General features: G+C 68.2%; 23 protein-coding genes. All 23 read right to left on the bottom strand.

Going from position 1 to position 22,929, the window contains the following annotated elements; genetic code table 11:
* Window positions 1-95: 95 nt before the first annotated feature.
* Window positions 96-893, bottom strand: coding sequence for an indole-3-glycerol phosphate synthase TrpC (gene trpC / locus IIE29_RS08645; RefSeq protein WP_209324831.1), 798 nt, complete (start codon window positions 891-893; stop codon window positions 96-98).
* Window positions 890-1,159 (bottom strand): HGxxPAAW family protein, encoded by a 270-nt coding sequence (locus IIE29_RS08640; protein WP_209324830.1) that lies wholly within the window; start codon window positions 1,157-1,159, stop codon window positions 890-892. The genes trpC and IIE29_RS08640 overlap by 4 nt, the downstream gene beginning before the upstream one ends.
* Before the next feature lie 97 nt (window positions 1,160-1,256).
* The gene (locus IIE29_RS08635; RefSeq protein ID WP_209324829.1) at window positions 1,257-1,865 is read right to left on the bottom strand and encodes a Trp biosynthesis-associated membrane protein; all 609 of its coding nucleotides are present in this window, start codon (window positions 1,863-1,865) and stop codon (window positions 1,257-1,259) included.
* A 6-nt stretch (window positions 1,866-1,871) separates the two neighbouring features.
* On the bottom strand, window positions 1,872-3,533 hold the full coding sequence (trpE, locus tag IIE29_RS08630; protein WP_209324828.1) for an anthranilate synthase component I: 1,662 nt from the start codon (window positions 3,531-3,533) through the stop codon (window positions 1,872-1,874).
* On the bottom strand, window positions 3,442-3,804 hold the full coding sequence (hisI, locus tag IIE29_RS08625) for a phosphoribosyl-AMP cyclohydrolase (protein ID WP_209324827.1): 363 nt from the start codon (window positions 3,802-3,804) through the stop codon (window positions 3,442-3,444). The genes trpE and hisI overlap by 92 nt, the downstream gene beginning before the upstream one ends.
* Window positions 3,801-4,565, bottom strand: coding sequence for an imidazole glycerol phosphate synthase subunit HisF (hisF, locus tag IIE29_RS08620; protein WP_209324826.1), 765 nt, complete (start codon window positions 4,563-4,565; stop codon window positions 3,801-3,803). The genes hisI and hisF overlap by 4 nt, the downstream gene beginning before the upstream one ends.
* 9 nt (window positions 4,566-4,574) lie before the next feature.
* Window positions 4,575-6,077, bottom strand: coding sequence for a carboxyl transferase domain-containing protein (locus tag IIE29_RS08615; protein WP_209324825.1), 1,503 nt, complete (start codon window positions 6,075-6,077; stop codon window positions 4,575-4,577).
* Between the two features lie 8 nt (window positions 6,078-6,085).
* Window positions 6,086-7,291: a CaiB/BaiF CoA transferase family protein gene (locus IIE29_RS08610; RefSeq protein ID WP_209324824.1), complete on the bottom strand. Its 1,206-nt coding sequence runs from the start codon at window positions 7,289-7,291 to the stop codon at window positions 6,086-6,088.
* Between the two features lie 2 nt (window positions 7,292-7,293).
* Window positions 7,294-7,755, bottom strand: coding sequence for a PH domain-containing protein (locus IIE29_RS08605; RefSeq protein ID WP_209324823.1), 462 nt, complete (start codon window positions 7,753-7,755; stop codon window positions 7,294-7,296).
* Window positions 7,736-8,575, bottom strand: a complete 840-nt coding sequence (gene hisG / locus IIE29_RS08600) for an ATP phosphoribosyltransferase (protein ID WP_209324822.1) — start codon at window positions 8,573-8,575, stop codon at window positions 7,736-7,738. The genes IIE29_RS08605 and hisG overlap by 20 nt, the downstream gene beginning before the upstream one ends.
* Before the next feature lie 51 nt (window positions 8,576-8,626).
* Window positions 8,627-8,890: a phosphoribosyl-ATP diphosphatase gene (locus IIE29_RS08595; protein ID WP_209324821.1), complete on the bottom strand. Its 264-nt coding sequence runs from the start codon at window positions 8,888-8,890 to the stop codon at window positions 8,627-8,629.
* A gap of 75 nt (window positions 8,891-8,965) precedes the next feature.
* Window positions 8,966-9,631, bottom strand: a complete 666-nt coding sequence (locus IIE29_RS08590; RefSeq protein WP_209324820.1) for a nicotinamide mononucleotide transporter family protein — start codon at window positions 9,629-9,631, stop codon at window positions 8,966-8,968.
* Between the two features lie 47 nt (window positions 9,632-9,678).
* Entirely contained in the window at window positions 9,679-10,341 is a 663-nt protein-coding gene (rpe, locus tag IIE29_RS08585) for a ribulose-phosphate 3-epimerase (RefSeq protein ID WP_209324819.1), read from the bottom strand.
* A gap of 3 nt (window positions 10,342-10,344) precedes the next feature.
* Entirely contained in the window at window positions 10,345-11,802 is a 1,458-nt protein-coding gene (locus IIE29_RS08580) for an RsmB/NOP family class I SAM-dependent RNA methyltransferase (protein WP_209324818.1), read from the bottom strand.
* A gap of 5 nt (window positions 11,803-11,807) precedes the next feature.
* A complete protein-coding gene (locus tag IIE29_RS17140) occupies window positions 11,808-12,740 on the bottom strand; it encodes a methionyl-tRNA formyltransferase (RefSeq protein WP_209324817.1) in 933 nt (310 codons plus the stop codon).
* Between the two features lie 29 nt (window positions 12,741-12,769).
* Entirely contained in the window at window positions 12,770-14,854 is a 2,085-nt protein-coding gene (locus IIE29_RS08570; RefSeq protein WP_209324816.1) for a primosomal protein N' family DNA-binding protein, read from the bottom strand.
* Between the two features lie 14 nt (window positions 14,855-14,868).
* Window positions 14,869-16,074 (bottom strand): methionine adenosyltransferase, encoded by a 1,206-nt coding sequence (gene metK / locus IIE29_RS08565; RefSeq protein WP_209324815.1) that lies wholly within the window; start codon window positions 16,072-16,074, stop codon window positions 14,869-14,871.
* Window positions 16,071-17,345 (bottom strand): bifunctional phosphopantothenoylcysteine decarboxylase/phosphopantothenate--cysteine ligase CoaBC, encoded by a 1,275-nt coding sequence (coaBC, locus tag IIE29_RS08560; RefSeq protein ID WP_209324814.1) that lies wholly within the window; start codon window positions 17,343-17,345, stop codon window positions 16,071-16,073. Before coaBC ends, metK begins: the two co-directional genes overlap by 4 nt.
* A complete protein-coding gene (gene rpoZ, locus IIE29_RS08555) occupies window positions 17,342-17,689 on the bottom strand; it encodes a DNA-directed RNA polymerase subunit omega (protein ID WP_209324813.1) in 348 nt (115 codons plus the stop codon). The genes coaBC and rpoZ overlap by 4 nt, the downstream gene beginning before the upstream one ends.
* A complete protein-coding gene (gene gmk, locus IIE29_RS08550; RefSeq protein ID WP_209324812.1) occupies window positions 17,690-18,253 on the bottom strand; it encodes a guanylate kinase in 564 nt (187 codons plus the stop codon).
* Window positions 18,254-18,272: 19 nt separating this feature from the next.
* Complete coding sequence (mihF, locus tag IIE29_RS08545; RefSeq protein WP_209324811.1) at window positions 18,273-18,584, bottom strand: integration host factor, actinobacterial type; 312 nt, start codon at window positions 18,582-18,584, stop codon at window positions 18,273-18,275.
* A gap of 206 nt (window positions 18,585-18,790) precedes the next feature.
* Window positions 18,791-19,648: an orotidine-5'-phosphate decarboxylase gene (pyrF, locus tag IIE29_RS08540; RefSeq protein ID WP_246475830.1), complete on the bottom strand. Its 858-nt coding sequence runs from the start codon at window positions 19,646-19,648 to the stop codon at window positions 18,791-18,793.
* Complete coding sequence (carB, locus tag IIE29_RS08535; RefSeq protein ID WP_209324810.1) at window positions 19,645-22,920, bottom strand: carbamoyl-phosphate synthase large subunit; 3,276 nt, start codon at window positions 22,918-22,920, stop codon at window positions 19,645-19,647. The genes pyrF and carB overlap by 4 nt, the downstream gene beginning before the upstream one ends.
* Window positions 22,921-22,929 lie beyond the last annotated feature (9 nt).

The following is a 22,929-nucleotide window of genomic DNA, read 5'->3' as shown; positions in this document are numbered from 1 at the left end:
GTCGGGTGAGGTGCGACCTCGCTCCCGTCAGACGGCCGGATGGGTGCACTCCTCGCCCATGGTCGGTCACCTCGGGCGAGGGGCGGGGTCAGGGTTCAGGATGCGGACAGCCGGCGGCGCTCCCGGCCGATGGCCGTGTATTCCTCGACCGCGGCCCGCGGTCGGCCCCCGGTGACGAGGGCCTCGCCGACCAGCACGAGGTCGGCTCCGGCATCCGCGTACTTCGCGACCTCCGCCGCACCGGCGACGCCCGATTCGGCGACGAGGGTGCATCCCTGCGGGGCCAGATCGGCCAGCGGCGCGAATCGGTCGGTGTCGACGCTGAGGTCCTTGAGATTGCGCGTGTTGACTCCGATGAGTTCGGCGCCGAGGTCGGCGGCGATCTCCAGCTCTTCACGGCTGTGGGTCTCGACGAGCGCGGTCATGCCCAGTTCCTTCGCCAGAGCGTGGAACTCACCCAGCTGCACGGGATCGAGGGCGGCCACGATGAGCAGGACGATGTCGGCGCCGTGGGCACGAGCCTCATGGAACTGGTATTCGTCGACCATGAAGTCCTTGCGCAGGACCGGGACGTCGACGGCGGCCCGGACCGCATCGAAGTCGTCGAGGCTGCCGGAGAAGCGGCGGGACTCGGTGAGGACGCTGATGGCGTGAGCACCGCCGGCGGCGTAGAGGCCGGCCAGTGTGCCCGGATCGGGGATGTGGGCAAGGTCGCCGCGAGACGGCGACTTCCGTTTGACCTCGGCGATGACTCCGAAGTCGGCGTGGAGAGCGAAGGGGCGGACGGGTTCGGCCGCCTCGGCTCGGGCGATGATCTCCGGGAGCGGAAGGTCCCTCCGGCGTGCCTGCAGATCCTCACGCACGCCGGAGATGATCTCGGCCAGTACCGTCATTTGGTCTTCGGCTTGTTGCCCAGTCCGACTGCGCGCAGGATGAGGCCGACGACGACGCCGAGAGCGACGATGCCGATGGAGATGTAGGTGATCATCGCATTGTGGATCGTGAAGCCGACACAGCCGACGGAGACGCCGATGAGCATGATGATGACACCGGTCCACCCCGCCACCGAGTTGCCGTGGCCGGGATCGGCGATCGCTGCGTAGTCGATCGTGGATTTGTCGAGATCTGTGGCCCCGTTGCGGGCGAGGGACTGCGACATGGCGCTCCTTAGAGTGACAGGCGTGGCACGCGTGTGGAAACTTTCCTCCATTGTGTCACGCTTCGTGGGCTGACCGGACACCGACCCGGTCACAAGGTCATTTCGAATCCGGGTCGTCCGCATCGATGCCGGTCTCGGCGTCGTCCGCGTCGACGTGCGACTGTCCGCCGGACCCCGTCACATGGCCGGTCTCCGTCTCAGAGCCGGGACCGTCGGCGATCTCCTCGCCGCGGGAGAGCGCGTCCCAGGTCGCAGCCGAATCGAACTCTCCTTCGGCGGCTTCGGCGCTGCGAGCGTACCGGTTCGAGTTCGTCCACCCCGCCGAGGCGGTCGCGACCCAGACGATTCCGATGGTTCCGATGCCTGCGGCGACGGCCGCGATGATCGGCCAGGCGGTCGCTCCGGGGGCCGAGGCGGCGAAGAGCGCGGTGATGCCGTAGCCGACGGCTGCGATCCCCGCGAGTCCGAGCACGACGAAGCGTCCGGCCCGGCCGAGCATTGCGGCCAGCAGGCCGGTCACCGCGATGATGGCCACGCAGGCGGTGGCGACGGGAGAGGCCTGCGAGCTCGGGTCCTCGGCGACGGTGGCCACACCGCTGGGCCCGAGGGTGTCTCCCACGGCACCGGCCTGCCAGGACGAGATCGTCAGCGCCCACAGGCCGGCGGCGATGACGAGGACGATGAGGACTCCGCGTGACTTCGACATCTCAGATCACTCCTGACTTCCGTCCGTCGTGTGCCGGCCCTGCGCCGATGACTCCGCAGACAGGGTGTTCGCTGCGGCAGCGGCGCGCAGCACGGCGGCGGCCTTGTTCTCGGATTCCTGGTACTCGGTCTCCGGGACCGAATCGGCCACGATGCCTCCGCCGGCATACACGCTCATGGTGCCCCGGCGCAGCACGCCGGTGCGTATGGCGATGGCCAGGTCGAGGTCACCGGTGAAGGACATATAGCCGACGACTCCCCCGTAGATGCCCCGACCGATCGGTTCGAGTTCGTCGATGATCTGCAGGGCGCGTGGTTTGGGCGCACCGGACAGCGTTCCGGCGGGGAACGTCGCGCGCAGGACGTCGATGGCGGTGGTTCCCGGTTCGAGTTCGCCGCGGACGGTCGAGGTGATGTGCATGATGTGGCTGTAGCGGACGATGTCCATGAATTCGCTGACGTCGATGGTTCCGGCAGAGCACACCTTCGCGAGATCGTTGCGGGCCAGGTCGACGAGCATGAGGTGTTCGGCCCGCTCCTTCTCATCGGCCAGCAGCTCCCTGGCCAGGGTGTCATCGGCCTCCGGGGTCGCCCCGCGGGGACGAGAACCGGCGATCGGATGGGTCACGACGTCGCCGGAGCGGACGGTGACGAGGGCCTCGGGCGAGGAGCCGATGATGCTTGCCGGCTCTCCTGCGTCGTCATGGAGGTTGAGCAGATACATGAAAGGGCTCGGGTTCGAGTGCCGCAGCATCCGATAGACGCTCAGCGCGTCCGCCGCGCACGGGGTGTCGAAGCGCTGTCCGAGGACGACCTGGAAGATCTCCCCGTCGATGATCTCCTGCTTCGCCTGCCGGACGCCGTCGAGGTAGATCTGCGAGGGGGTCCGGGTGGCCACCTCGGGGTCGGTCCTCTGCACGCGCAGGATGTCGGACGGACTGGGCCGCCGGAGGCGTTCGAGCATGGCGGTGATGCGCTCGACTCCCGCGGCGTGGGCTTCGTCGATCCCGGTGTCGGCCCCGTTGACGTTGAATACGTTGGCCACGAGGGTGACCGTGCCCGAATAGTGGTCGTAGACGGCGATGTCGCCGGGGATCATCAGCTGCACGGTGGGCAGGTGGTGTTCATCGGGCAGGGGTGGGCCGAGGCGCTCGAAGCGGCGGATGATGTCCCAGCCGAAGTAGCCGACGAGGCTCGAGACCATCGGCGGCAGAACCGACTCGCCTGCGTCCACGGCGAGCAGGTCGAGTGCGGCGGTGATCGCGTCGAGGACGTCCCCGTCGGTGGGGATGCCCACGGGCGGGGTCCCCGACCACCGGAAGCCGTCCGCCGTCGAGACGAGGGTGGCCACGGGCGCCGAGCCGATGAAGGAGTACCGGGCCCAGGAGCCGGCGACGGCGGACTCGAAGAGGAAGCTGCCCGGACCGCCGTCGGTGAGTTTGCGGTAGAGGCTCAACGGGGTCTCGGAGTCGGCGAGGACCTGAGTGTGGACGGGCACGAGCCTGTGCTCGGCCCCGAGCGAGCGGAACTCCTCGAGGCTGGGACGGATCGGCAGGTCGCTCGGGTTCGCCGCTGAGTCAGTCGGCACTGATGGTCCTTCCGGTGAAGCAGGTCGGTGTGTTCGTGTGGCAGGCGGGACCGGTCTGGTCGACGAGGAGGAGCAGAGCATCAGCGTCGCAGTCGAGGCTGAGAGAGCGCACGTGCTGGACATGCCCCGAGGTCTCGCCCTTCACCCAGTATTCCCGTCGTGAGCGCGACCAATAGGTGGCGCGGCGGGTGTCCAGAGTGCGCTCCACGGCTTCGATGTCCATCCAGGCGAGCATCAGGACCTCGCGGCTCGTCGTCTCCTGGACGATGACCGGGACGAGCCCGTCGGAGTTCGGCCGGATGAGTTCGCGCCAGTTCTCCGGCGTCGCGTCGAGCGCGGTGTCCCCGCTCATCGGACCCCGACCCCCTCGGCTCGCAGCGCGGATTTGACCTCGGCGATGCTCAGCGTGCCGAAGTGGAAGACGCTGGCGGCCAGCAGAGCGTCGGCTCCGGCGGCCACGGCCGGTGCGAAGTGCTCGACTTTCCCGGCCCCACCCGAGGCGATGAGCGGCACGTCGACGGCCGCGCGGGCGGCGGAGATGAGTTCGAGGTCGAATCCCTCCCGGGTGCCGTCGGCGTCGATGGAGTTGAGCAGGATCTCTCCGACTCCCCGCTCGGCCGCCTCCCGGATCCACTCGATCGCGCAGCGGCCCGTGCCCTCGCGACCGCCGCGGGTGGTGACTTCGAAGCCGGAGGGCGTCGCCGTCGACTGCACCCGGCGGGCGTCGAGGGAGAGGACGAGGACCTGATTGCCGAAGTGCCGGGAGATCTCACTGATCAGCCCCGGATCGGCCACCGCCGAGGTGTTCACAGAGACCTTGTCGGCCCCGTCGCGCAGCAGCCGGTCGACATCGGCGAGGCTGCGCACGCCGCCGCCGACCGTCAGCGGAATGAAGACCTGTTCGGCGCAGGAGCGGACGACATCGTGGACGGTCTCGCGGTCCCCGCTGCTGGCGGTGACGTCGAGGAAGGTGAGTTCGTCGGCGCCGGACTCTCCGTACCGCTTCGCGAGTTCGACGGGGTCGCCGGCGTCCTTGAGGTCGGCGAACTTCACTCCCTTGACGACGCGTCCGCCGTCGACGTCGAGACAGGGGATGATTCTCACAGCTACCATGCAGTTCTCCTAGATGCCCAGGCCCCGGTAGCGATCCATTCGGCGGGCCAGTCGTCTGGCCGATGGTTCGCGCATGAGCGAGATGAGTTCGAATTCGAGTGTCGCTCCCACGCGGGCGACGAAGTCGAGAGGTTCGTCGCTGGCGTCGGGGTGTTCGGCGATGATCCGGTCGACGACTCCCGTGGCTTGGAGCATCGGGGCGTGCACCCCCTGGCTCTGGGCCATCTCCGGGGCCCTAGCGGTGGTGCGGTGGACGATCGCCGAGGCGCCCTCGGGCGGCAGCGGTGAGAGCCAGCCGTGTTCGGCGCTGAGCACGCGGTCGGTCGGGATGAGCGCCAGAGCCCCTCCGCCGGAGCCTTCGCCGAGGATGAGCGAGACGGACGGCGCGTCGAGGTTGGCCAGCTCGGCGAGGCTGCGGGCGATCTCTCCGGCGATCCCGCCCTCCTCCGCGGACTGAGACAGGGCCGCTCCGGGCGTGTCGATGACGGTGACGAGAGGCAGGTGCAGTTCGGCCGCCAGGCGCATGCCCCGGCGGGCCTCGCGCAGGGCCGCCGGGCCCAGTGGGGCACGGGAGTCCTGGCGGAACCGGTCCTGTCCGAGGACGATGCAGGGGGCGGAGCCGAATTTCGCCAGTGCCAGGAGCAGACCGGGGTCTTTCTCACCTTCGCCGGTGCCGTTGAGCGGCAGCACGGTGTTGGCCGCGGTGCGCAGCAGATCTCTGACCCCTGGACGTTCGGGGCGGCGCGAGCTCGTGATCGCCGCCCAGGCGTCGGAGGCCGGGTCGGTCTCGGCGGGAGCCGTGTCCGGGTCGGGAACGCGGCCGGGCACCTCTTTGGCTCCCATGAGCACGTCGAGGACGCGGGAGACGGTGGCCGTGATCCGTTCGGGGCCGATGACGGCGTCGATGATGCCGTTCTTGTGCAGGTTCTCCCCGGTCTGGACGTTGTCCGGGAACTTCTCCCCGTAGATGGCCTCGAAGACCCGGGGGCCGAGGAAGCCGATGAGTGAGCCGGGTTCGGCCACGGTCACGTGTCCCAGGGATCCCCAGGAGGCGAACACTCCCCCGGTGGTGGGATGCCGCAGGTAGACGAGGTAGGGCAGGCCGGCCCGGCGGTGGGCGACGACGGCATTCGTGATCTTCACCATCGACAGGAAGGCGATCGTGCCCTCCTGCATCCGCGTTCCCCCCGAGGCGGGCCCGGCCAGCAGCGGCAGCCCCTCGAGCGTCGCCCTTTCGATGGCGTCGACGAGGCGTTCGGCTGCGGCGACGCCGATCGAGCCGGCGAGGAACCGGAACTCGCCGACGACCACGGCTACGCGACGTCCGGAGATGGTTCCCTCACCGGTGATGATGGCCTCGTCGACCCCGGATTTCTCGGCTGCGGCGGCGAGCTCGGCTGCGTAGTCCTCGGAGACCCCGCCGGCCGGCTGGATGGGCGCGGTGTCCCAGGACCGGAAGGAGCCCTCGTCGAGGACGATGTCGACGAGTTCGTGTGCGTTCAGACGCGGCATGACGGCGCTCAGTTCCCGTCGGCCAGCCAGGCCACGATCGATTCGGCGTCCTCGTCGAGCAGCGGCGGGGCGTCATGGGCGGTGCGGGTGGTCTCGACCTCGCCGTCTCCGGAGGCGTCGAAGAAGCGCAGCGGCGGTCCGGGCAGGTCGATGTCGCCGAGCACCGGGTGGTCGACGGAGACCTTGAGTCCCTGGCTGAGCGCCTGCTCCCACTGGTAGACCTCGGGCAGGGTGCGCACCGTGCCCGACGGGATGCCCGCCTCGGTGAGTTTGGTCAGCAGCTCGGCGGAGTCGTAGGCCGAGAACCGGTCCTCGATGAGTTCGATGAGCGCCGGCCGGTTCGCCACGCGGGAGGCGTTGTCGGCCAGTCCCGCGGCGGCGGGATCGATATCGAAGGCGGCGCAGAACTTCTGCCACAGGTTCTCATTGCCCACGGAGATCTGCACGGCACCGTCGCGGCAGGCGAAGAGTCCGTAGGGCGACAGGGAGGGGTGGTGGTTGCCGCCGGGCTGCGGTTCCTGTCCGGCCACGGTCGCCCGTGTCCCCTGGAAGGCGTGCACACCGACCATTCCGGCGATGAGAGAGGTGCGCACGACCTTTCCCCTGCCGGTGCGTTCGCGTTCGAGCAGGGCGGCGAGCACGCCGTACGAGCCGTAGATGCCGGCCAGGAGATCGGCGATCGGCACACCCACGCGCTGCATGTCATCGGGTCCCGAACCGGTCAGGGACATCAGCCCGGCCTCGCCCTGGGCGATCTGGTCGTAGCCGGCGCGAGAGGCCTCAGGGCCGTCGTGACCGAACCCGGTGATCGAGAGGATGACCAGACGAGGGTTGATCTCCATGCACCTGGCGGTGGAGAAGCCGAGCCGGTCGAGGACCCCGGAGCGGAAGTTCTCGACGAGCACATCGGCCCGTGCGATGAGCCCTGTCAGCGTGTCCTTGCCCGTCTCCGACTTGAGATCGAGGGCGATGGATTCCTTGTTGCGGTTGCAGGAGAAGAAGTACGTGGCCTGCGGGTCGTCCTCGGGTCCGACGAACGGAGGCCCCCAGGAACGCGAGTCATCGCCCCTGCCGGGGTTCTCGACCTTGATCACACGGGCACCGAGGTCGCCGAGCATCATCCCCGCGTGGGGACCGGCGAGTGCGCGGGAGAGATCGACGACGGTGTAGCCGGTCAGCGGTCCCGTGCCCGCCTCGTGAGTCTCGTTCGCCATTCCTAATCCTCCTTGAAGTGGGTGCGTCTGCTGATGAGCATACGCAATCGTGCGACGTCCGCATGGGCGCGGGGACCGTCGGCATGCTGGATGGCCATCACAGCACATGTGGTGCCGTCAGTGAGGTCGAGCAGCGGCCAGGGGTCGTCGCCCTCGGGTGAGAACGACACTCCGAGGATCTGCCCCCATTCGAAGCGCCGGGTGCGCACCATGTTCTTGACCACCAGGCCCGTCTCGGTCGGTCGGGCCTGGATGTCGGCGATGCGCAGCAGGGCGGCTCCGAAGAGGATGCCCAGCAGGTTCATCCATACCATGTCCAGAACGGTCCATGGTTCCCAGTCCACGATGAGCAGAGCCACGGACAGGATCGCGAAGCCCAGGGTCACGGCGATGGCGCCGACGATGCCGATGATTCGCACCTGTCGGGGCCGGAAGATGCGCAGATCAGATTCGGCAGGCGCCAATGTTCGTCACCAGGATCGCTCGGGCACCGGCGCCGTAGAGCCGGTCCATCACGTTGTTGACCTCTTTCGCCTCGACCATCACGCGCACGGCGACCCATCCGGTCTCCTGCAGGGGCGAGACGGTCGGGGATTCCAGACCCGGGGTGAGCGCGATCGCCTCCGGCACGAGTCGCTGTTCGATGTTGTAGTCGACGAGCACGTACTGGCGGGCGACCATGACGGATTCGAGGCGGCGTTTGAGCACGCCGATGCGCTCTTCGGCTCCGGCGCGCTGGATCAGCACGCCCTCGGATTCGAGCAGCGGCTCGCCGAAGGTCTCCAGCCCCGCGGCTCGCAGGGTCGACCCGGTCTCGACGACGTCGGCGATGGCCTCGGCGACGCCGAGCTGGATCGAGACCTCGATGGCGCCGTCGAGCTGCACGGTGGTCGCGTCGATGCCGCGGGCGTCGAGGTCGGCGGCGACGAGGTTCGGGAAGCTCGTCGCGATGCGGGCTCCGGCGAGCTCCTCCGGCGAGGTGAAGGATCCGGCGGTGCCGGCGTAGAAGAAGCGGGAGGCGCCGAATCCGAGTCCGAGCACCTCCTGCGCTTCGGCCTGCGACTCGAGCAGCAGGTCACGCCCGGTGATCCCGGCATCGAGGATGCCCGAACCGACGTAGATGGCGATGTCGCGGGGGCGCAGGTAGAAGAACTCGACCCCGTTCACCTCGTCCTGATGGACGAGCGTCTTGGCTCCGCGTCGAGTGGAGTATCCGGCTTCGCCGAGCATCTCGGAGGCGGCTTCGGACAGTGCGCCCTTGTTGGGCACGGCTACACGCAGCATGAGGTCCCTTATGAGTTCGATGGCATCGGGTCGGTGGGATTCGTGAGGGTCTCAGAGGTGGGTGTTGACCTCGTCGAGGGTCACTCCCTTGGCGATCATCATCACCTGCACGTGGTAGAGCAGCTGCGAGATCTCCTCGGCGAGCTCCTCCTTGGTTTCGTATTCGGCGGCCATCCACACCTCGGCGGCCTCTTCGACGACCTTCTTGCCGATCGCATGGACTCCGGCGTCGAGTTCGGCCACGGTCTTCGAACCGTCCGGCCGATCGTGGGATTTCTGCAGGAGTTCGGCGTAGAGAGAGTCAAAGGTCTTCACCCGACCAGCCTAATGCATCGTCTCCGGACGAAGCACCACGGGTCTCATGTTCCGAGCGGGTCCGGCCCGTGGGGCTCAGTCATCCGGGTCGCGGCCGACATCGGTGGCCGAGCGGTGCGGTGCCGAGATCGTCTGCTTCGAGCGCTTCGACCAGTCGATGAGCCCGAGGACGACCATGACGAGGAAGATGAGGTAGACGGCTCCGGAGAATACCAGCCCGCCGGCCACGGCCAGCGGGATGCCGACGAGGTCGACGGCCAGCCAGACGAACCAGAATTCGACGATGGCACGCCCCTGGGCGTACATGGCCACGACCGATCCGATGAAGATATAGGCGTCCGGGTACGGGTTCCACGACCAGCCGCCGAAGGCGAGGACCCAGCCGAAGGCCGCGGTCCCGATGAGCAGGGCCGCCAGCAGCAGACCGCGTTCCTTCCAGCTCGCCCACCGGACGATGACCTCGCCGGAGACCTCCTTCGACTTCTTCCACTGGGACCAGCCCCAGACGGCGGCGACGATGATGACGACCTGCCGCGAGGCGTTGCCGCCGAGGCCGGCTGAGACGCTCGCGGAGAACAGGAGGATCGAGCCGAGGATCTGCACCGGCCAGGACAGGATGCTGCGTCGCAGAGCGAGGACGACCGTGGCCAGGGCGCAGATATTGCCGAACAGGTCGGAATAGGGCACAGGTCGACCCAGCAGCTCGAATGCCGGGGTGTTCAACCAGTCGAACAGTTCCATCGGTGGCTCTCTTCGGACGGTGGGTCGGTCGTGCCGGCCCGGATCGGTCAGTGGGTGTGGGCAGCGGCCAGGGAACGCAGCTCGCTGATCGCCGCAGCGGCGTCAGCGGCGCCGTAGACGGCGGAGCCGGCGACGAGCACGTCGGCACCGGCGTCGACGACGCGGTCGATCGTCGCCGCCGAGACTCCCCCGTCGACCTGCAGGCGGATCTCGAGACCGGTCGCGGAGATCGCTTCGCGGGTGCGGCGGATCTTCGGCAGACACACGTCGAGGAACTTCTGTCCGCCGAATCCGGGTTCGACGGTCATGATGAGGATCTGGTCGAACTCGCCGAGGAGGTCGACGAAGGGCTCGATGGGGGTGGCGGGTTTGAGCGCGAGACTGGCCTTCGCGCCGAGTCGGCGGAGTTCGCGGGCCAAGCGCACCGGTGCTGCTGCCGCTTCGGCGTGGAAGGTCACCGAGGCGCAGCCGATCTCCGCATACACCGGGGCGTGGCGGTCGGCGTCCGCGATCATCAGGTGCGCGTCGAGCGGGATCGGCGAGATCGCTTGGATCCTCTCGACCACGGGCGGGCCGAAGGTGAGGTTGGGGACGAAGTGATTGTCCATCACGTCGATATGCGCCATATCGGCGGTGTCGATCTTCGCGAGTTCGCCCCGCAGATCGGAGAAGTCCGAGGACAGGATGCTCGGGTTGATGTCGATGGCCATGTCTCATTCCGCCTTTCGCAGGAGTGTCAGGAACATTCCGTCACTGTTGTGCAGGTGGGGCCACAGCTGAGCGCAGCGTCCTTCGCCTCGTGAGACCGAGGCGAAGTCGTCGGCGGCCGCACCGGTGATCGCCGCGAGTACGGACGGAGCGTCGAGGACCTCGACGTCCTCGTGCCCGTTCTGTGCGCGGGTCCGCAGCACTTCGTCGACGATGAGCACGGTTTCGGCGTAGTGCGGCGAGCAGGTCGAATAGGCGACCACTCCCCCGGGGGCGCAGGCGTCGAGGGCGGCGCCGAGGAGTTCGCGCTGCAGTCCGGTCAGTGCGGTGATGTCTTCCGGCTGTCTGCGGTAGCGGGCTTCGGGACGCCGACGCAGGGCTCCGAGCCCGGAGCAGGGCACGTCGACGAGGACCCTGACGTAGGGCCCGCTCGCTTCGCGTCCGTCCCGGACCTCTGCGGTGACATTGTGCAGAGCCTGGGTCGAGTCGCGGACGAGCTCTACCCGGTGCTCGCTCGAGTCGAAGGCGGCCAGGGCCTCTCCCCGCTGGGCGGCTGCGGCGCCGAGCACAGCGGCCTTGCCGCCGGGCCCGGCACACAGATCGGCCCACGTGCCGGCGGGGGCGTCGACCTCGGCCAGGGCGAGTGCGACGAGCGCCGATCCCTCATCCTGGACGCGGGCGCGACCGTCGGCGACGGCTCGGACCTCGCGCGGCACCGCCGTGTCCAGGGTCGCTCCGATCGGCGACAGCGGGGTCGCCTCTCCGGGCAGTTCGGAACGGTCGAGCAGGCCGGGCAGGGCGCTGACGCCGACCTTCGCGGGCGCGTTGTCGGCCGCCAGCAGCGCCTCGAGCTCCCCGGCATCGCGTTCGTGGCCCTTGAGCGCTTGGGTCAGGGCCCGCACGATCCATTCCGGATGGGAGTGTTCGATGGCCAAGCGCGTCGTCTCCGAGGTCCCCGCGGTGACTCGCTCGAGCCATTCCCGGCTGTCGGCCTCGGAGATGCGGCGGAGCACCGCATTGACGAAGCCGGCGGTCTTCGCAGCATTCCGTTTGACCACGGCGACGGTTTCGGACAGGGCGGCGTGGTCGGGCACGCGCATGGCCAGCAGCTGGTGGGCGCCGAGGCGCATCGCCGCCAGGGGCTCTGCGTCGATCGCGTCGATCCGGCGGCGAGCTGCTGATTCGATGACGGCGTCGTAGAACTTCTGTCGGCGCAGGGCCCCGTAGGTCAATTCGGTGGCGAATGCGGCGTCCTGAGCGTTCATGCGGGTGCGGGTGAGCTTCGCCGGCAGCAGCAGGTTCGCATAGGAGTCCTTCGTCGCCACATCGAGGAGGACCTCCCAGGCGATGCGCCGGGGCAGGTTCACACCCGCACCTGGGCGAGGAGACGCGCCGCCTCCGCTGCGTCGCGGTCCCGCCGCGCCCCGACGGCGCTGCCCGCGACGTCGCTCTGATTCGGCCATTGCTCTCATGCTCCCTGGTCGGTGTGGTGGTCGAAGCGGATGTCGCCGTGACCGTGGAGGAAGTCAGCGGCCGCCATCCGCGGTTTGCCGAAGGGCTGGATCTCGGCGATATGGACCCAGCCGTCTCCGCAGCGCAGTACGGGAGCACCGTTCCAGCTCGTCAGCGTTCCGGCTTCGGCGCTCGCAGTCACCTCCGGTGCCCGGCTGAGGCCGAAGAGCTTCGTCCGCTTCCCGTCGAGTTCGACCCAGGGGCCGGGACTGGGGCTGGTGCCGCGGACCCGGTCGATGACGCGACCGACAGGGGCTGTGAGATCGAGCCGGGCGTCGGCGGCGGTGATCTTCTCCGCATGGGAGGACGATCCGGTCTGCGGGGTCTCGTGGGCGGTGCCCGCGGCGAGGTCGTCGAAGGCGGCCACGAGTTCGTGAGCTCCGCGTCGTGCGTAGTCCTCCAAGGCGGAGCTGACGTCGGGGTGGCCGAGGTCGAGTTCGCGCCGACGCAGCACGGGGCCGGTGTCCATGCCCGTATCGATTCTGAAGACACTCACTCCGCTGCGGTCGAGGCCGTCGATGAGGGCCCGCTGCACGGGTGCCGCGCCTCTGTAGGCGGGAAGAAGGGAGAAGTGGAGGTTGAACCAGCCGAGCCGGGCGGTGGCCAGTGCGGCGGGCCCGGCGATGGCGCCGTATGCGACGACGGCGACGGCGTCGACCTGCAGCTCCCGCAGCCTGGCGATGACCTCTCCGCGCAGCCGATCGGCCTCGATCACGTCGAGGCCGAGTTCGAGGGCGCGGGTCTTGACCGGCGAGGGGGTGAGGACGCGCCTGCGCCCGACGGGGGCGTCGGGGCGGGTGAGGACCGCACGGATGCGGTGCTCGGATTCGGCGAGGGCCTCGAGGGCGGGCACTGCGACATCCGGAGTTCCGGCGAAGACGATATCCACGTCATGGATTCTACTGGTTCTCCGGCCGGTCACAGCGACCGGGGATCGTCGATGCGCACCCGGACCTGCGGCTGCTTCTTCGCCGAGCGGGAGGCGGTCAACTCCGCCACTCGGGTCCCGACCCGGTCTCCGGCGGAGATCGGGTAGGCCAAGACACTCCGCTGACCGTCCTCGGCCTCGTCACGCAGCAGCTCGTCGACCTCCCCGAGCTCGCTGAGCACGGCGTCGATGTCGGAGCCGGCGCCGGTGAGCTCGAGGATCCGCCGGTAGGGAGGAAACCCGAGCGCCTTCCGGTCGGCCAGCTGCCGGGACATGAACGTGATGGGGTCGAACCCGGTCAGCGTCTTCCTGATCAGTTCGTCCTCGTCGCCGAGGTAGACGACTCCGCCCTGGTCGCGTGAGCGCACGAGCGCGGCCGCGCGGAGGCGGCGGGACACGGCCTCGTCGATCGAACGCATCCACGGCCCCGGCCAGAGGGAGTCGAGCAGGATCGCCGCGGAGTAGCCGCCGAGCACATAGGGTTCGGCTCCGGTGGTGGCCACGATCAGCCGCGGCGCTTCGTCGAGGACGGTCACGATGTGCTCGCCGCCGGATTCGATGATCTCGACGTCCGGCATCGCCCGGCGCAGCTCCTCGACTGTCCGCGCTCGCCCCCGCACGACGGCGCGCACCTGATGTGAGCGGCAGCGGGAACAGGTGAATTCCTCGGAGTGATACCCGCAGGCGCGGCAGGCGAAGGGGCCCACCTCGGACTGAGTGGTCAGCGTGGCTTCGCAGCGGGGACAGCGAGCGACCTCCTGGCACCGGGCGCAGGCGAAGACTGGATAGTACCCGGAGCGGGGCACCTGGACGAGGACGGGACCGGGGACGCCTCCGTCACGGGGCCGCGGCCGCAGAGCGGTGCGCATGATCTGCCAGGCGCGACTGGGGATCCGCTGCCAGGCGAAGGGGTCCCGGTCTTCGTCGGGGACGTGGACGACGGGCGCCGCGTTCCGGCGTGCGGGCCCCGTGGGAGTGATGTCGGCGAGCCAGCCGATCTCGGCGAGCCGCTGCACCTCGGCGCTGCGTTCGGTGGAGACGAAGAGGAGCTCGGTGTCCTCGATCGTCGATCGCAGGAGGCTGACCTCCCGGGCATGGGGATAGGGAGCGTGCTGGTCGAGGTAGTTGCGGTTCGCGTCATCGGTGCAGATGATGAGGCCGAGTTCGGTCATCGGAGCGAAGGCCGCGGCCCGAGTGCCGATCGTCACCCGCGTGTGTCCGAGCAGTCCGCGCAGCCATGACTGCCAGCGCTGTTCGGGCGGCTGGTCGGCGCTGAGCACGGAGACGTCCTCGATGCCTGCGGCGACGAGGCTGGTATGCAGGACTGTGAGCTCACGATGGTCGGGGACGAGCCACAGCACTGATCGGCCGGCCGCCAGTGTCCGCCGTGCCGCGGCGAGTCCGGCTCGGATCCAGCTCAGTCCGGGCGTGGGACCTGGGGTGCAGGCCAGCGTCCGTCGCCGAGGCACGGGACCGTCGTCAGGGGCCGTCGTCTCGGGCACCGCCTCGAGGAGCCATCCGGCGAGGCGACGAAGCAGCTGTGCTTCGGGCTCCCCGATCCCCGCGGCCGCCAGCGCCGCTTGCGTCCCGGTGTCGTCGGTCGCCGCTCCCTGCTGGGCAGGGGTGCCGCGGTCGGCGTCTTCGGTGCGCGCCTTCTCGGCTCTGAGCACGGCCTTCTCGCCGCGGGCATGGCGGGGTGGGATGGCCAGTCGGAGCACATCGGCGAGAGTGCCGCCGTACCGTCTCGCGGTGGCCTCACACAGAGCCAGGAGCTCCGGGCCGAGCACCTGCACGGGCCCGCTCAGGCGCTGGAGCGTCGCCAGCGGGCCGAGGTGCTCCGAGGAGCTCACGCGCTCCAGCAGATATCCGTCACGGAGCTTCCCGGCGAACTTCACGCGCACCCGCACCCCGGGCAGGGCCGCCTCGGCGAGCTTGGCGGGCACGGCGTAGTCGAAGACTCGCGCGAGATGGGGTACCGGGTGGTCGATGAGCACTCTGGCGACCGGATCGTCGGAGGCCAACGGCACCTGGCCTTCGGCCGAGGTGCCGGTGTCGATCGGGAGGGGTTCGTCCACGCCGCGAAGCAGGCTCAGTGGGTGGACACGGCGCGCAGCAGGTCCTCGGCGCGGTCCGTGACCTCCCAGGTGAAATCGGGCAGCTCACGACCGAAGTGACCGTAGGTCGAGGTCTGTGAGTAGATGGGGCGCAGCAGGTCGAGTTCGGCGATGATCATCGCCGGGCGGAGATCGAAGACCTCCCGGATGGCTGCCGAGATCGCGTTCGGGTCGACCTTCTCGGTGCCGAACGTCTCGACGTAGAGGCCCATCGGATCCACGCGCCCGATCGCGTAGGACACCTGGACCTCGGCGCGATCGGCCAGCCCGGCGGCGACGACGTTCTTCGCCACCCAGCGCATGGCGTAGGCCGCGGAGCGATCGACCTTCGAGGGATCCTTGCCGGAGAACGCCCCGCCGCCGTGGCGGGAGAAGCCGCCGTAGGTGTCGACGATGATCTTGCGTCCGGTCAGTCCGGCGTCTCCCATGGGACCGCCGGTGACGAACGGCCCGGCGGGGTTGATGTGGATGTTCGCTCCGGAGGTGTCGAGACCGGAGTCGGCGATCACCGGTTCGATGACCTCTTCCTGGATCTCCGCGTGCAGCTGGTACTGGCTGACATCGGCGGAGTGCTGGGTGGAGACGACGATGTTCTCGATGGACACGGCTTCGTCGCCGTCGTAGCCGAGCGTCAGCTGGGTCTTCCCATCAGGGCGCAGATAGTCGAGCCGACCGGTCTTGCGGACTTCGGACAGCCTCTCGGCCATCCGGGAGGCCAGATGGATCGGCAGCGGCATGAGCACATCGGTCGAATTGTCGGCATAGCCGAACATCAGTCCCTGGTCACCGGCACCGAGGCTGGTGCCGTGGTCGTCGGAGGCGACGGCCTCACGGAAGTCCAGGGGATTCGTCACTCCGGAGTGGATGTTCGTGGACTGGCTGCCGATCGAGACGGAGACTCCGCAGGAATGCCCGTCGAATCCGGTGTCCGAGGAGTCGTAGCCGATGCCGGTGATGAGGCTGCGGACGATGCCGGCGACATCGGCATAGGCCGCGGTATTGACCTCACCGGCCACGTGCACGAGCCCGGTGGTGACCATGGTCTCGACAGCGACCTTCGCGTTGGGGTCCTGTCGCAGCAGATCGTCGAGCACGGCATCACTGATCTGGTCGCAGATCTTGTCGGGGTGTCCCTCGGTGACGGACTCGGATGAGAAGAAACGGAGATTTGAATGAGTCACGTTGTCGATTCTACGTGGGTGAGCTGGTCGATCACTGCCTCGATGACCTTTTGCGAAACATCGTCCTTGGTGCCGTGGAATTCCTCACCGACGAAGGTCTCTCCGGCTCTGGAGCCGATGATCTGCACTGCCGTGTGATCGTGACCGAATGCGCGGTCGGAGGAGACGTCGTTGAACACGAGCAGATCCACGCCCTTGCGCAGGAACTTCGCCCGCGCGTAGTCGACGGCGGCAGTGTCCGGGTCACCGGTCTCGGCGGCGAAGCCGACGATGATCTGTCCCTCGGGCCGATCGTCGACGAGCCCGCGCAGGATGTCCGGGTTCTGCACCAGACGCAGCGTCAGCCCGTCGTCGCCGGATTTCTTCATCTTCGACTCGGCGGTCGCGGCGGGTCGGTAGTCGGCGACGGCGGCCGCCATGATGAGGGCATCGGCGTCCGACTGGGCCGCGCGCATCGCCGCCTGCAGCTCGAGGGTGGATTCGACGTGCTGCACGTCGATGTCGGCAGGCAGGGTCCTGAGCAGGCCCGAATCGATATTGGCTGCGACGAGTTCGACCTGCGAGCCGGCGGCCCGGGCGGCTCTGGCCAGGGCGATGCCCTGTTTGCCCGAGGACCGGTTGCCGAGGAAGCGCACCGGGTCCAGTGCCTCCCGGGTCCCACCGGCGCTGATGACGATGCGCCGGCCGGCCAGTCCCCCGGCTGTCGGCGGCGGTTCCTCGCCTCCGGCGGCAACGGCTCCGCGTGCGCCTTCCTTCGCGGACAGGGCGAAGGCGACGATGTCCTCGGGTTCGGGCAGTCTGCCCGGTCCCGAATCAGGTCCGGTGAGTCGTCCGACGGCCGGTTCGAGCACGTGGACGCCGCGGGAGCGCAGGGTCGCGATATTGGCCACGGTCGCCGGGTTGTGCCACATCTCCGTGTGCATAGCCGGCGCCACGACCACCTCTGCCGTGGTGGTCAGCACGGTGGCTGTGAGCAGGTCGTCGGCGATTCCGGCGGCGATCTTCGCGATGAGGTTCGCCGTCGCCGGGGCGATGATGACGAGTTCGGCTTCCTGTCCGATGCGGACATGGTTGACGTCTTCGACCTCGGCGAAGACGTCGGTCGTCACGGACTGTCCGGAGAGTGCCTCGAACGTGGGGGCACCGATGAAATTCAGCGCATTGGCCGTCGGGACGACCTTGACGCTGTGCTCGAGTTCCCGGAGTCGCCGGACGATGTGCGCGGCCTTGTAGGCGGCGATCCCACCGGCGACGCCGAGTACGGTCCTCACTGGTCGCTGAAGTCGATCGCGCCGTCGTTGCTCACGGGAGCGGGCTGCTGCGGCTCGGCAGCGGTCTGGAGGAAGTCGGCCTCGGAGACCTCACGGGCGACGATCTTCGACTCGTTGACTTCGCGCAGAGCGATCGACAGCGGCTTCTCGTTCGTGCCGGGGGTGACGAGCGGACCGACGTTCTCGAGGAGTCCCTCCTGCAGCTGGGCGTAGTAGGAGTTGATCTGACGGGCGCGCTTGGCCGCGATGGAGACCAGTTCGTACTTCGAACCGGTGACGCTCAGCAGATCGTCGATCGGAGGATTGGTGATGCCTTCGGGCTGTGCGGGCAAGGGGGTTCCCATCTAATCGGAGGTGGATATACCCATCAATGATAGGAGTTCTTCGGCCGCAGTGCGAACGTGGTCGTTGACGATGGTCACGTCGAACTCGGCTTCGGCGGCCATTTCGCGCTTCGCAGTGGCCAGACGCCGCTGCTGCTCCTCGGCCGATTCGGTTCCCCGGCCGGTCAGCCGGGAGACGAGCTCGTCCCAGCTGGGCGGGGCGAGGAAGACGAATCGGGCGTCGGGCATCTTCTCCTTGACCTGGCGGGCGCCCTGCAGATCGATCTCGAGCAGGGCCGGGACGCCCTGCTCGAGTCTCTCGCGCACCGGCGCCGCCGGAGTGCCGTAGCGGTGACGTCCATGGACCACGGCGTATTCGAGCAGCTGTCCGTCGGCGATGAGCGCGTCGAAGTCGTCATCGGACAGGAAGTGATAATGGACACCATCGACCTCGCCCGGTCGCCTCGGCCGCGTGGTGGCGGAAACGGAGAACCAGACCTCGGGATGATTCTGCCGGATGTAGGTGCTGACGGTGCCTTTTCCGACGGCAGTCGGACCCGCGAGGACGGTGAGTCGAGTGTTCACAGATCCGAGGTTGTCACACTCAGGAGTATTTCTCCAACAGGGCGGACTTCTGGTGCACGCCCAGTCCCTTGATCCGGCGGGAGGTCGCGATGCCGACCTCTTCCATGGCTGCCTCTGCCCGGCGGTCTCCGACACCGGGCAGTGCCCGCAGCAGATCGAGCACGCGCATCTTCGCGAGTGCCTCGTCGTCTGCGGCCTTCTTGAGCACGGCGGCGAGATCGGTTTCACCGTTCTTCAGCGCCGACTTGACTTCGGCCCGCGCCTGACGCGCCTTGAACGCCTTGTCCAGAGCAGCGGAACGCTGTTGCGGGGTCAACGGTTCGAGTGCCACATTATCTCCTCTGTCACCATGAACGGGCAGGTAGGGAAGTTGTCTCAGTCTAAGACACATTCCCTGCGCAGAGGCGCAATGAGCCGAAGAAAAGTCCTCACGAGTCCGATTTCGCCCCTTTCCGATCGCTCCTGGCATCGGGCAGAGCCCCCTGACCGAAGTCCGATGCTCGGACCGGGACTCCCCGGCTCAGCGGCGACCGATGGTCAGCGGAGCTCGGTCAGCGCTGCGTTGAGGCGGCGAGCGGCATCGGCCAGACCCTGCGGACCTGCTCCCAGCACCGCTCGCGAGGCGGTGGCCAGGACCTGTCCGGAGGTCAGTGCCCGATCGCCGAAGACCGTGCGCAGTTCGGCGATGCCGGCGCCCTGCGCGCCGACCCCGGGTGCCAGGATCGGGCCTCCGCAGCCGCTGGGGTCGACACCGAGGTCGTGGGCGGCGGTGCCGATGGTGGCGCCGACGACGAGACCGAAGGGTCCGAGCCCTTCCCGTTCCCCAGCCTCGGCGAGGGCGAGGCTGTTGCGTTCGGCGACTCGGGCGACGATGGAGCCGGCCACCGAGCCCTCTGTGCCCTGCGCGTGCTGGACCTGCGCGCCTTCGGGATTCGAGGTCAGGGCGAGCACGAACACGCCCTTGCCGTGGGCGGCGGCCAGTTCGAACGCCGGCTCCAGCGCCTCGAATCCGAGGTAGGGCGACACCGTGATCGAATCGGCGGCCAACGCCGAGGCGGGGTCGAGATAGGCTCTCGCGTACGCAGCCATGGTCGAGCCGATGTCGCCGCGCTTGACGTCCAGGACGCTGAGGATGCCGGCCTCGCCGGCCGCGGCCAGCGTCTCTTCGAGGGCGGCGACACCGGCCGAACCGTACTGCTCGAAGAACGCCGACTGGGGTTTCACCGCAGCCACCGTGCCCTTGAGCTCGGCGACCGTGCGCAGGGCGAACTCGCGCACGCCCTCGGCGCTGAGCGGCAGACCCCAGGACTGCAGCAGATGCTCGTGCGGGTCGATGCCCACGCACAGCGGACCGTGCTCGGCCGTCGCGGCGGCCAGCCGGGTGCCGAACATCATGCGCTCCAGTCCTGCAGGCTGCGCACCTGGAAAGTCGAGTCGCGGACGACTTCGAGGGAGGTCACGGCCGCTGCGAATTCCGCCAGCGTGGTGATCAGAGGCACGGAGTTCGCGGTCGCTGCGGCGCGGATCTCGTAGCCGTCGGCGCGCTCCTGCCTGCCGGAGGGTACATTGATGACCATGTCGATGGTGCCCGCGGCGAGGTAGTCGAGCACCGTGCGGTCCTCGGCATCGGCCTCGAAGTGCTTGTGCACCTGCGTGGTCCGGATTCCGTAGCGCGAGAGGACGGCGGCTGTGCCGGTGGTGGCGACGACGTCGAATCCCATGTCGACGAGCTCCTTGACCGGCAGCACCATGGCCCGCTTGTCCCGATCGGCCACGGACACGAACACGGTGCCCGAGGTCGGCAGCTTCACCGACGCTCCGAGCAGGCCTTTGGCGAAGGCGGTCGGGAAGTCGTGGTCGATGCCCATGACCTCACCCGTCGAACGCATCTCGGGCCCGAGGATCGAATCGACGACCTTGCCCTCGACCGTGCGGAACCGACGGAAGGGCAGAACCGCTTCCTTCACCGCGATCGGGTGATCCAACGGCAGGCTCGAACCGTCGCCGGTCGACGGCAGCAGCCCTCCGCGCATATCGTCGATGGTTCGGCCCACCGCGATGAGCGCTGCGGCCTTGGCCAGCTGGGTCGACGTCGCCTTCGAGACGAAGGGCACCGTGCGGGAGGCGCGCGGATTGGCCTCGATGACGTGGAGGACGTCGGCGGCGATGGCGAACTGGATGTTGAGCAGTCCGCGCACGCTGACTCCCTCGGCGATCGCCTTCGTCCCCTGACGGACGCGCTCGAGCACATCATCGCCCAGGGTCAGCGAGGGCAGGACGCAGGCCGAGTCCCCCGAGTGGATCCCGGCTTCCTCGATGTGCTCCATGATGCCGCCGATGAAGACCTCCTCACCGTCGTAGAGTGCATCGACGTCGATCTCGATGGCGTCTTCGAGGAAGCGGTCGACGAGCACCGGTCGGTCGACGGAGATCTCCGTTGCCGTGGCCATGTAGTCGAGCAGCTGGGTGCGATCGTAGACGATCTGCATGCCGCGGCCGCCGAGGACGTAGGAGGGGCGCACGAGCACCGGGTAGCCGATCTCCTCGGCGATGTCGGCGGCTTCCTTGTACGTCACGGCCGTACCGTGCTTCGGCGCGGTCAGCCCCGCCCGGTCGAGGACGGCACCGAATTCGCCGCGGTCCTCGGCCAGGTCGATCGCCTCGGGCTGGGTGCCGAGCACGGGCACGCCTGCGGCTTTGAGCTGATCGGCCAGACCCAGCGGCGTCTGTCCGCCGAGGGTGCACACGACGCCGAGGACTGGCCCGGCGGCGAGTTCTGCGTGGTAGACCTCCATGACGTCTTCGAAGGTCAGGGGTTCGAAGTAGAGGCGATCGGCAGTGTCGTAGTCGGTCGACACGGTCTCCGGATTGCAGTTGACCATGATCGTCTCGTAGCCGGCCGAGGCGATCGCCATGGTCGCGTGCACGCACGAGTAGTCGAATTCGATGCCCTGCCCGATCCGGTTCGGTCCCGAGCCGAGGATGATCACGGCGGAGCGCTCACGGGGTGCGACCTCGGTCTCGGCATCGTAGCTCGAGTAGTGGTACGGAGTGTGCGCTTCGAACTCGCCGGCACAGGTGTCGACGGTCTTGAACACCGGACGCACGCGCAGAGCGTGGCGGATCCCGGTCACCACATCGGTCTGCAGGCTCCGCAGACTGGCGATCTGCTCATCGGAGAACCCGTGGTTCTTCGCAATCCGCAGCACCGCCTCATCGAGTTCTTCGGCATCGCGGATATGCGCGGCGACTTCATTGATGAGCTGGATCTGGTCGAGGTACCAGGGGTCGATCTCACAGGCGTCGAAGACCTCGGCGGCACTCAGCCCGGCGGCGAGCCCCCGCTGGACGGAGTGGATGCGGTCGGCGGTGGCGTGCGAGATCGCCTCAAGGACCGATTCGCGGACCTCGTCGTCGGAGACATCGGGCAGCTCGTCCCAGCCGAAGGAGGCGTCCTTCTGCTCGAGTGAGCGCATAGCCTTCTGCAGGGCGGTGGTGAAGTTGCGTCCCAGGGCCATGACCTCGCCGACGGACTTCATGGTCGTCGTCAGGGTCGGGTCGGCGGCCGGGAACTTCTCGAACGTGAAGCGCGGGATCTTGACGACCACGTAGTCCAGGGTCGGTTCGAAGCTGGCCGGGGTGACCTTCGTGATGTCGTTGGGGATCTCGTCGAGCGAATAGCCGACGGCGAGTTTGGCGGCCATCTTCGCGATCGGGAAGCCCGTCGCCTTCGACGCCAGCGCCGAGGACCGGGAGACGCGCGGGTTCATCTCGATGGTGACGATGCGACCGGTCTTGGGGTCGACGGCGAACTGGATATTGCATCCGCCGGTGTCCACGCCCACGGCACGGATGATGGCGATGCCGATATCGCGCATCTCCTGGTATTCCCGGTCGGTCAGCGTCAGGGCCGGCGCGACCGTGATCGAATCACCGGTGTGCACGCCCACGGGGTCGACGTTCTCGATCGAGCACACCACGACGACGTTGTCCTTGTTGTCGCGCATGAGCTCGAGCTCATACTCCTTCCACCCGAGGATGGACTCCTCGAGCAGCACCTCATGGGTGATGGAGTCGGCGAGTCCGGCTCCGGCGATCCGGCGCAGATCCGATTCGTCGTAGGCCATGCCCGAGCCGAGACCGCCCATGGTGAAGGAGGGGCGGACGACGACGGGGTAGTTGAGTTCCTCGGCCGCGGCGATGGCCTCGTCGAGACTGTGGCAGATGGCCGAACGAGCCACTTCGGCGCCGCATTCGACGGCGATGTCCTTGAACTTCTGCCGGTCCTCGCCGCGCTGGATGGCATCGACATCCGCGCCGATGAGTTCGACGCCGTACTTCTCGAGCACACCCGACTCGTAGAGGGCGATCGCGGCGTTGAGGGCGGTCTGCCCTCCGAGCGTGGGCAGGAGCGCATCAGGGCGCTCCTTCTCGATGATCGTCTCGATCACCTGCGCGTCGATCGGTTCGACATAGGTGGCATCGGCGATGTCGGGATCGGTCATGATCGTCGCCGGGTTCGAGTTGATGAGGATGACGCGCAGGCCCTCGGACCGCAGGACACGGCAGGCCTGGGTGCCCGAGTAGTCGAATTCGCAGGCCTGGCCGATGACGATCGGCCCGGAACCGATGACGAGGACGGAGTTGAGGTCTTGTCTCAGTGGCATGGGTGGTCT

The organism is Brevibacterium renqingii (assembly GCF_017808095.1).
Classification (GTDB): Bacteria; Actinomycetota; Actinomycetes; order Actinomycetales; family Brevibacteriaceae; genus Brevibacterium; species Brevibacterium renqingii.
Note: the sequence above shows the minus strand (reverse complement) of the source record. Positions and strands in the feature narration are given on the sequence as shown.

Bases quoted from the DNA above. Each gene is read 5' to 3' on its own strand.
- IIE29_RS08640 (WP_209324830.1), bottom strand. From the start codon at position 1,159: ATGTCGCAGTCCCTCGCCCGCAACGGGGCCACAGATCTCGACAAATCC.
- hisG (WP_209324822.1), bottom strand. From the start codon at position 8,575: ATGCTGCGTGTAGCCGTGCCCAACAAGGGCGCACTGTCCGAAGCCGCC.
- rpoZ (WP_209324813.1), bottom strand. From the start codon at position 17,689: ATGGGAACCCCCTTGCCCGCACAGCCCGAAGGCATCACCAATCCTCCG.
- IIE29_RS08615 (WP_209324825.1), bottom strand. From the start codon at position 6,077: ATGCCGCGTCTGAACGCACACGAACTCGTCGACATCGTCCTCGACGAG.
- IIE29_RS08610 (WP_209324824.1), bottom strand. From the start codon at position 7,291: ATGGCGAACGAGACTCACGAGGCGGGCACGGGACCGCTGACCGGCTAC.
- trpC (WP_209324831.1), bottom strand. From the start codon at position 893: ATGACGGTACTGGCCGAGATCATCTCCGGCGTGCGTGAGGATCTGCAG.
- IIE29_RS08635 (WP_209324829.1), bottom strand. From the start codon at position 1,865: ATGTCGAAGTCACGCGGAGTCCTCATCGTCCTCGTCATCGCCGCCGGC.
- carB (WP_209324810.1), bottom strand. From the start codon at position 22,920: ATGCCACTGAGACAAGACCTCAACTCCGTCCTCGTCATCGGTTCCGGG.
- hisF (WP_209324826.1), bottom strand. From the start codon at position 4,565: ATGGTAGCTGTGAGAATCATCCCCTGTCTCGACGTCGACGGCGGACGC.
- hisI (WP_209324827.1), bottom strand. From the start codon at position 3,804: ATGAGCGGGGACACCGCGCTCGACGCGACGCCGGAGAACTGGCGCGAA.
- rpe (WP_209324819.1), bottom strand. From the start codon at position 10,341: ATGGCCATCGACATCAACCCGAGCATCCTGTCCTCGGACTTCTCCGAT.
- trpE (WP_209324828.1), bottom strand. From the start codon at position 3,533: ATGCTCTGCTCCTCCTCGTCGACCAGACCGGTCCCGCCTGCCACACGA.
- IIE29_RS08580 (WP_209324818.1), bottom strand. From the start codon at position 11,802: ATGGCCGAATCAGAGCGACGTCGCGGGCAGCGCCGTCGGGGCGCGGCG.
- IIE29_RS08590 (WP_209324820.1), bottom strand. From the start codon at position 9,631: ATGGAACTGTTCGACTGGTTGAACACCCCGGCATTCGAGCTGCTGGGT.
- pyrF (WP_246475830.1), bottom strand. From the start codon at position 19,648: ATGATGTTCGGCACCCGGCTGGCCGCCGCGACGGCCGAGCACGGTCCG.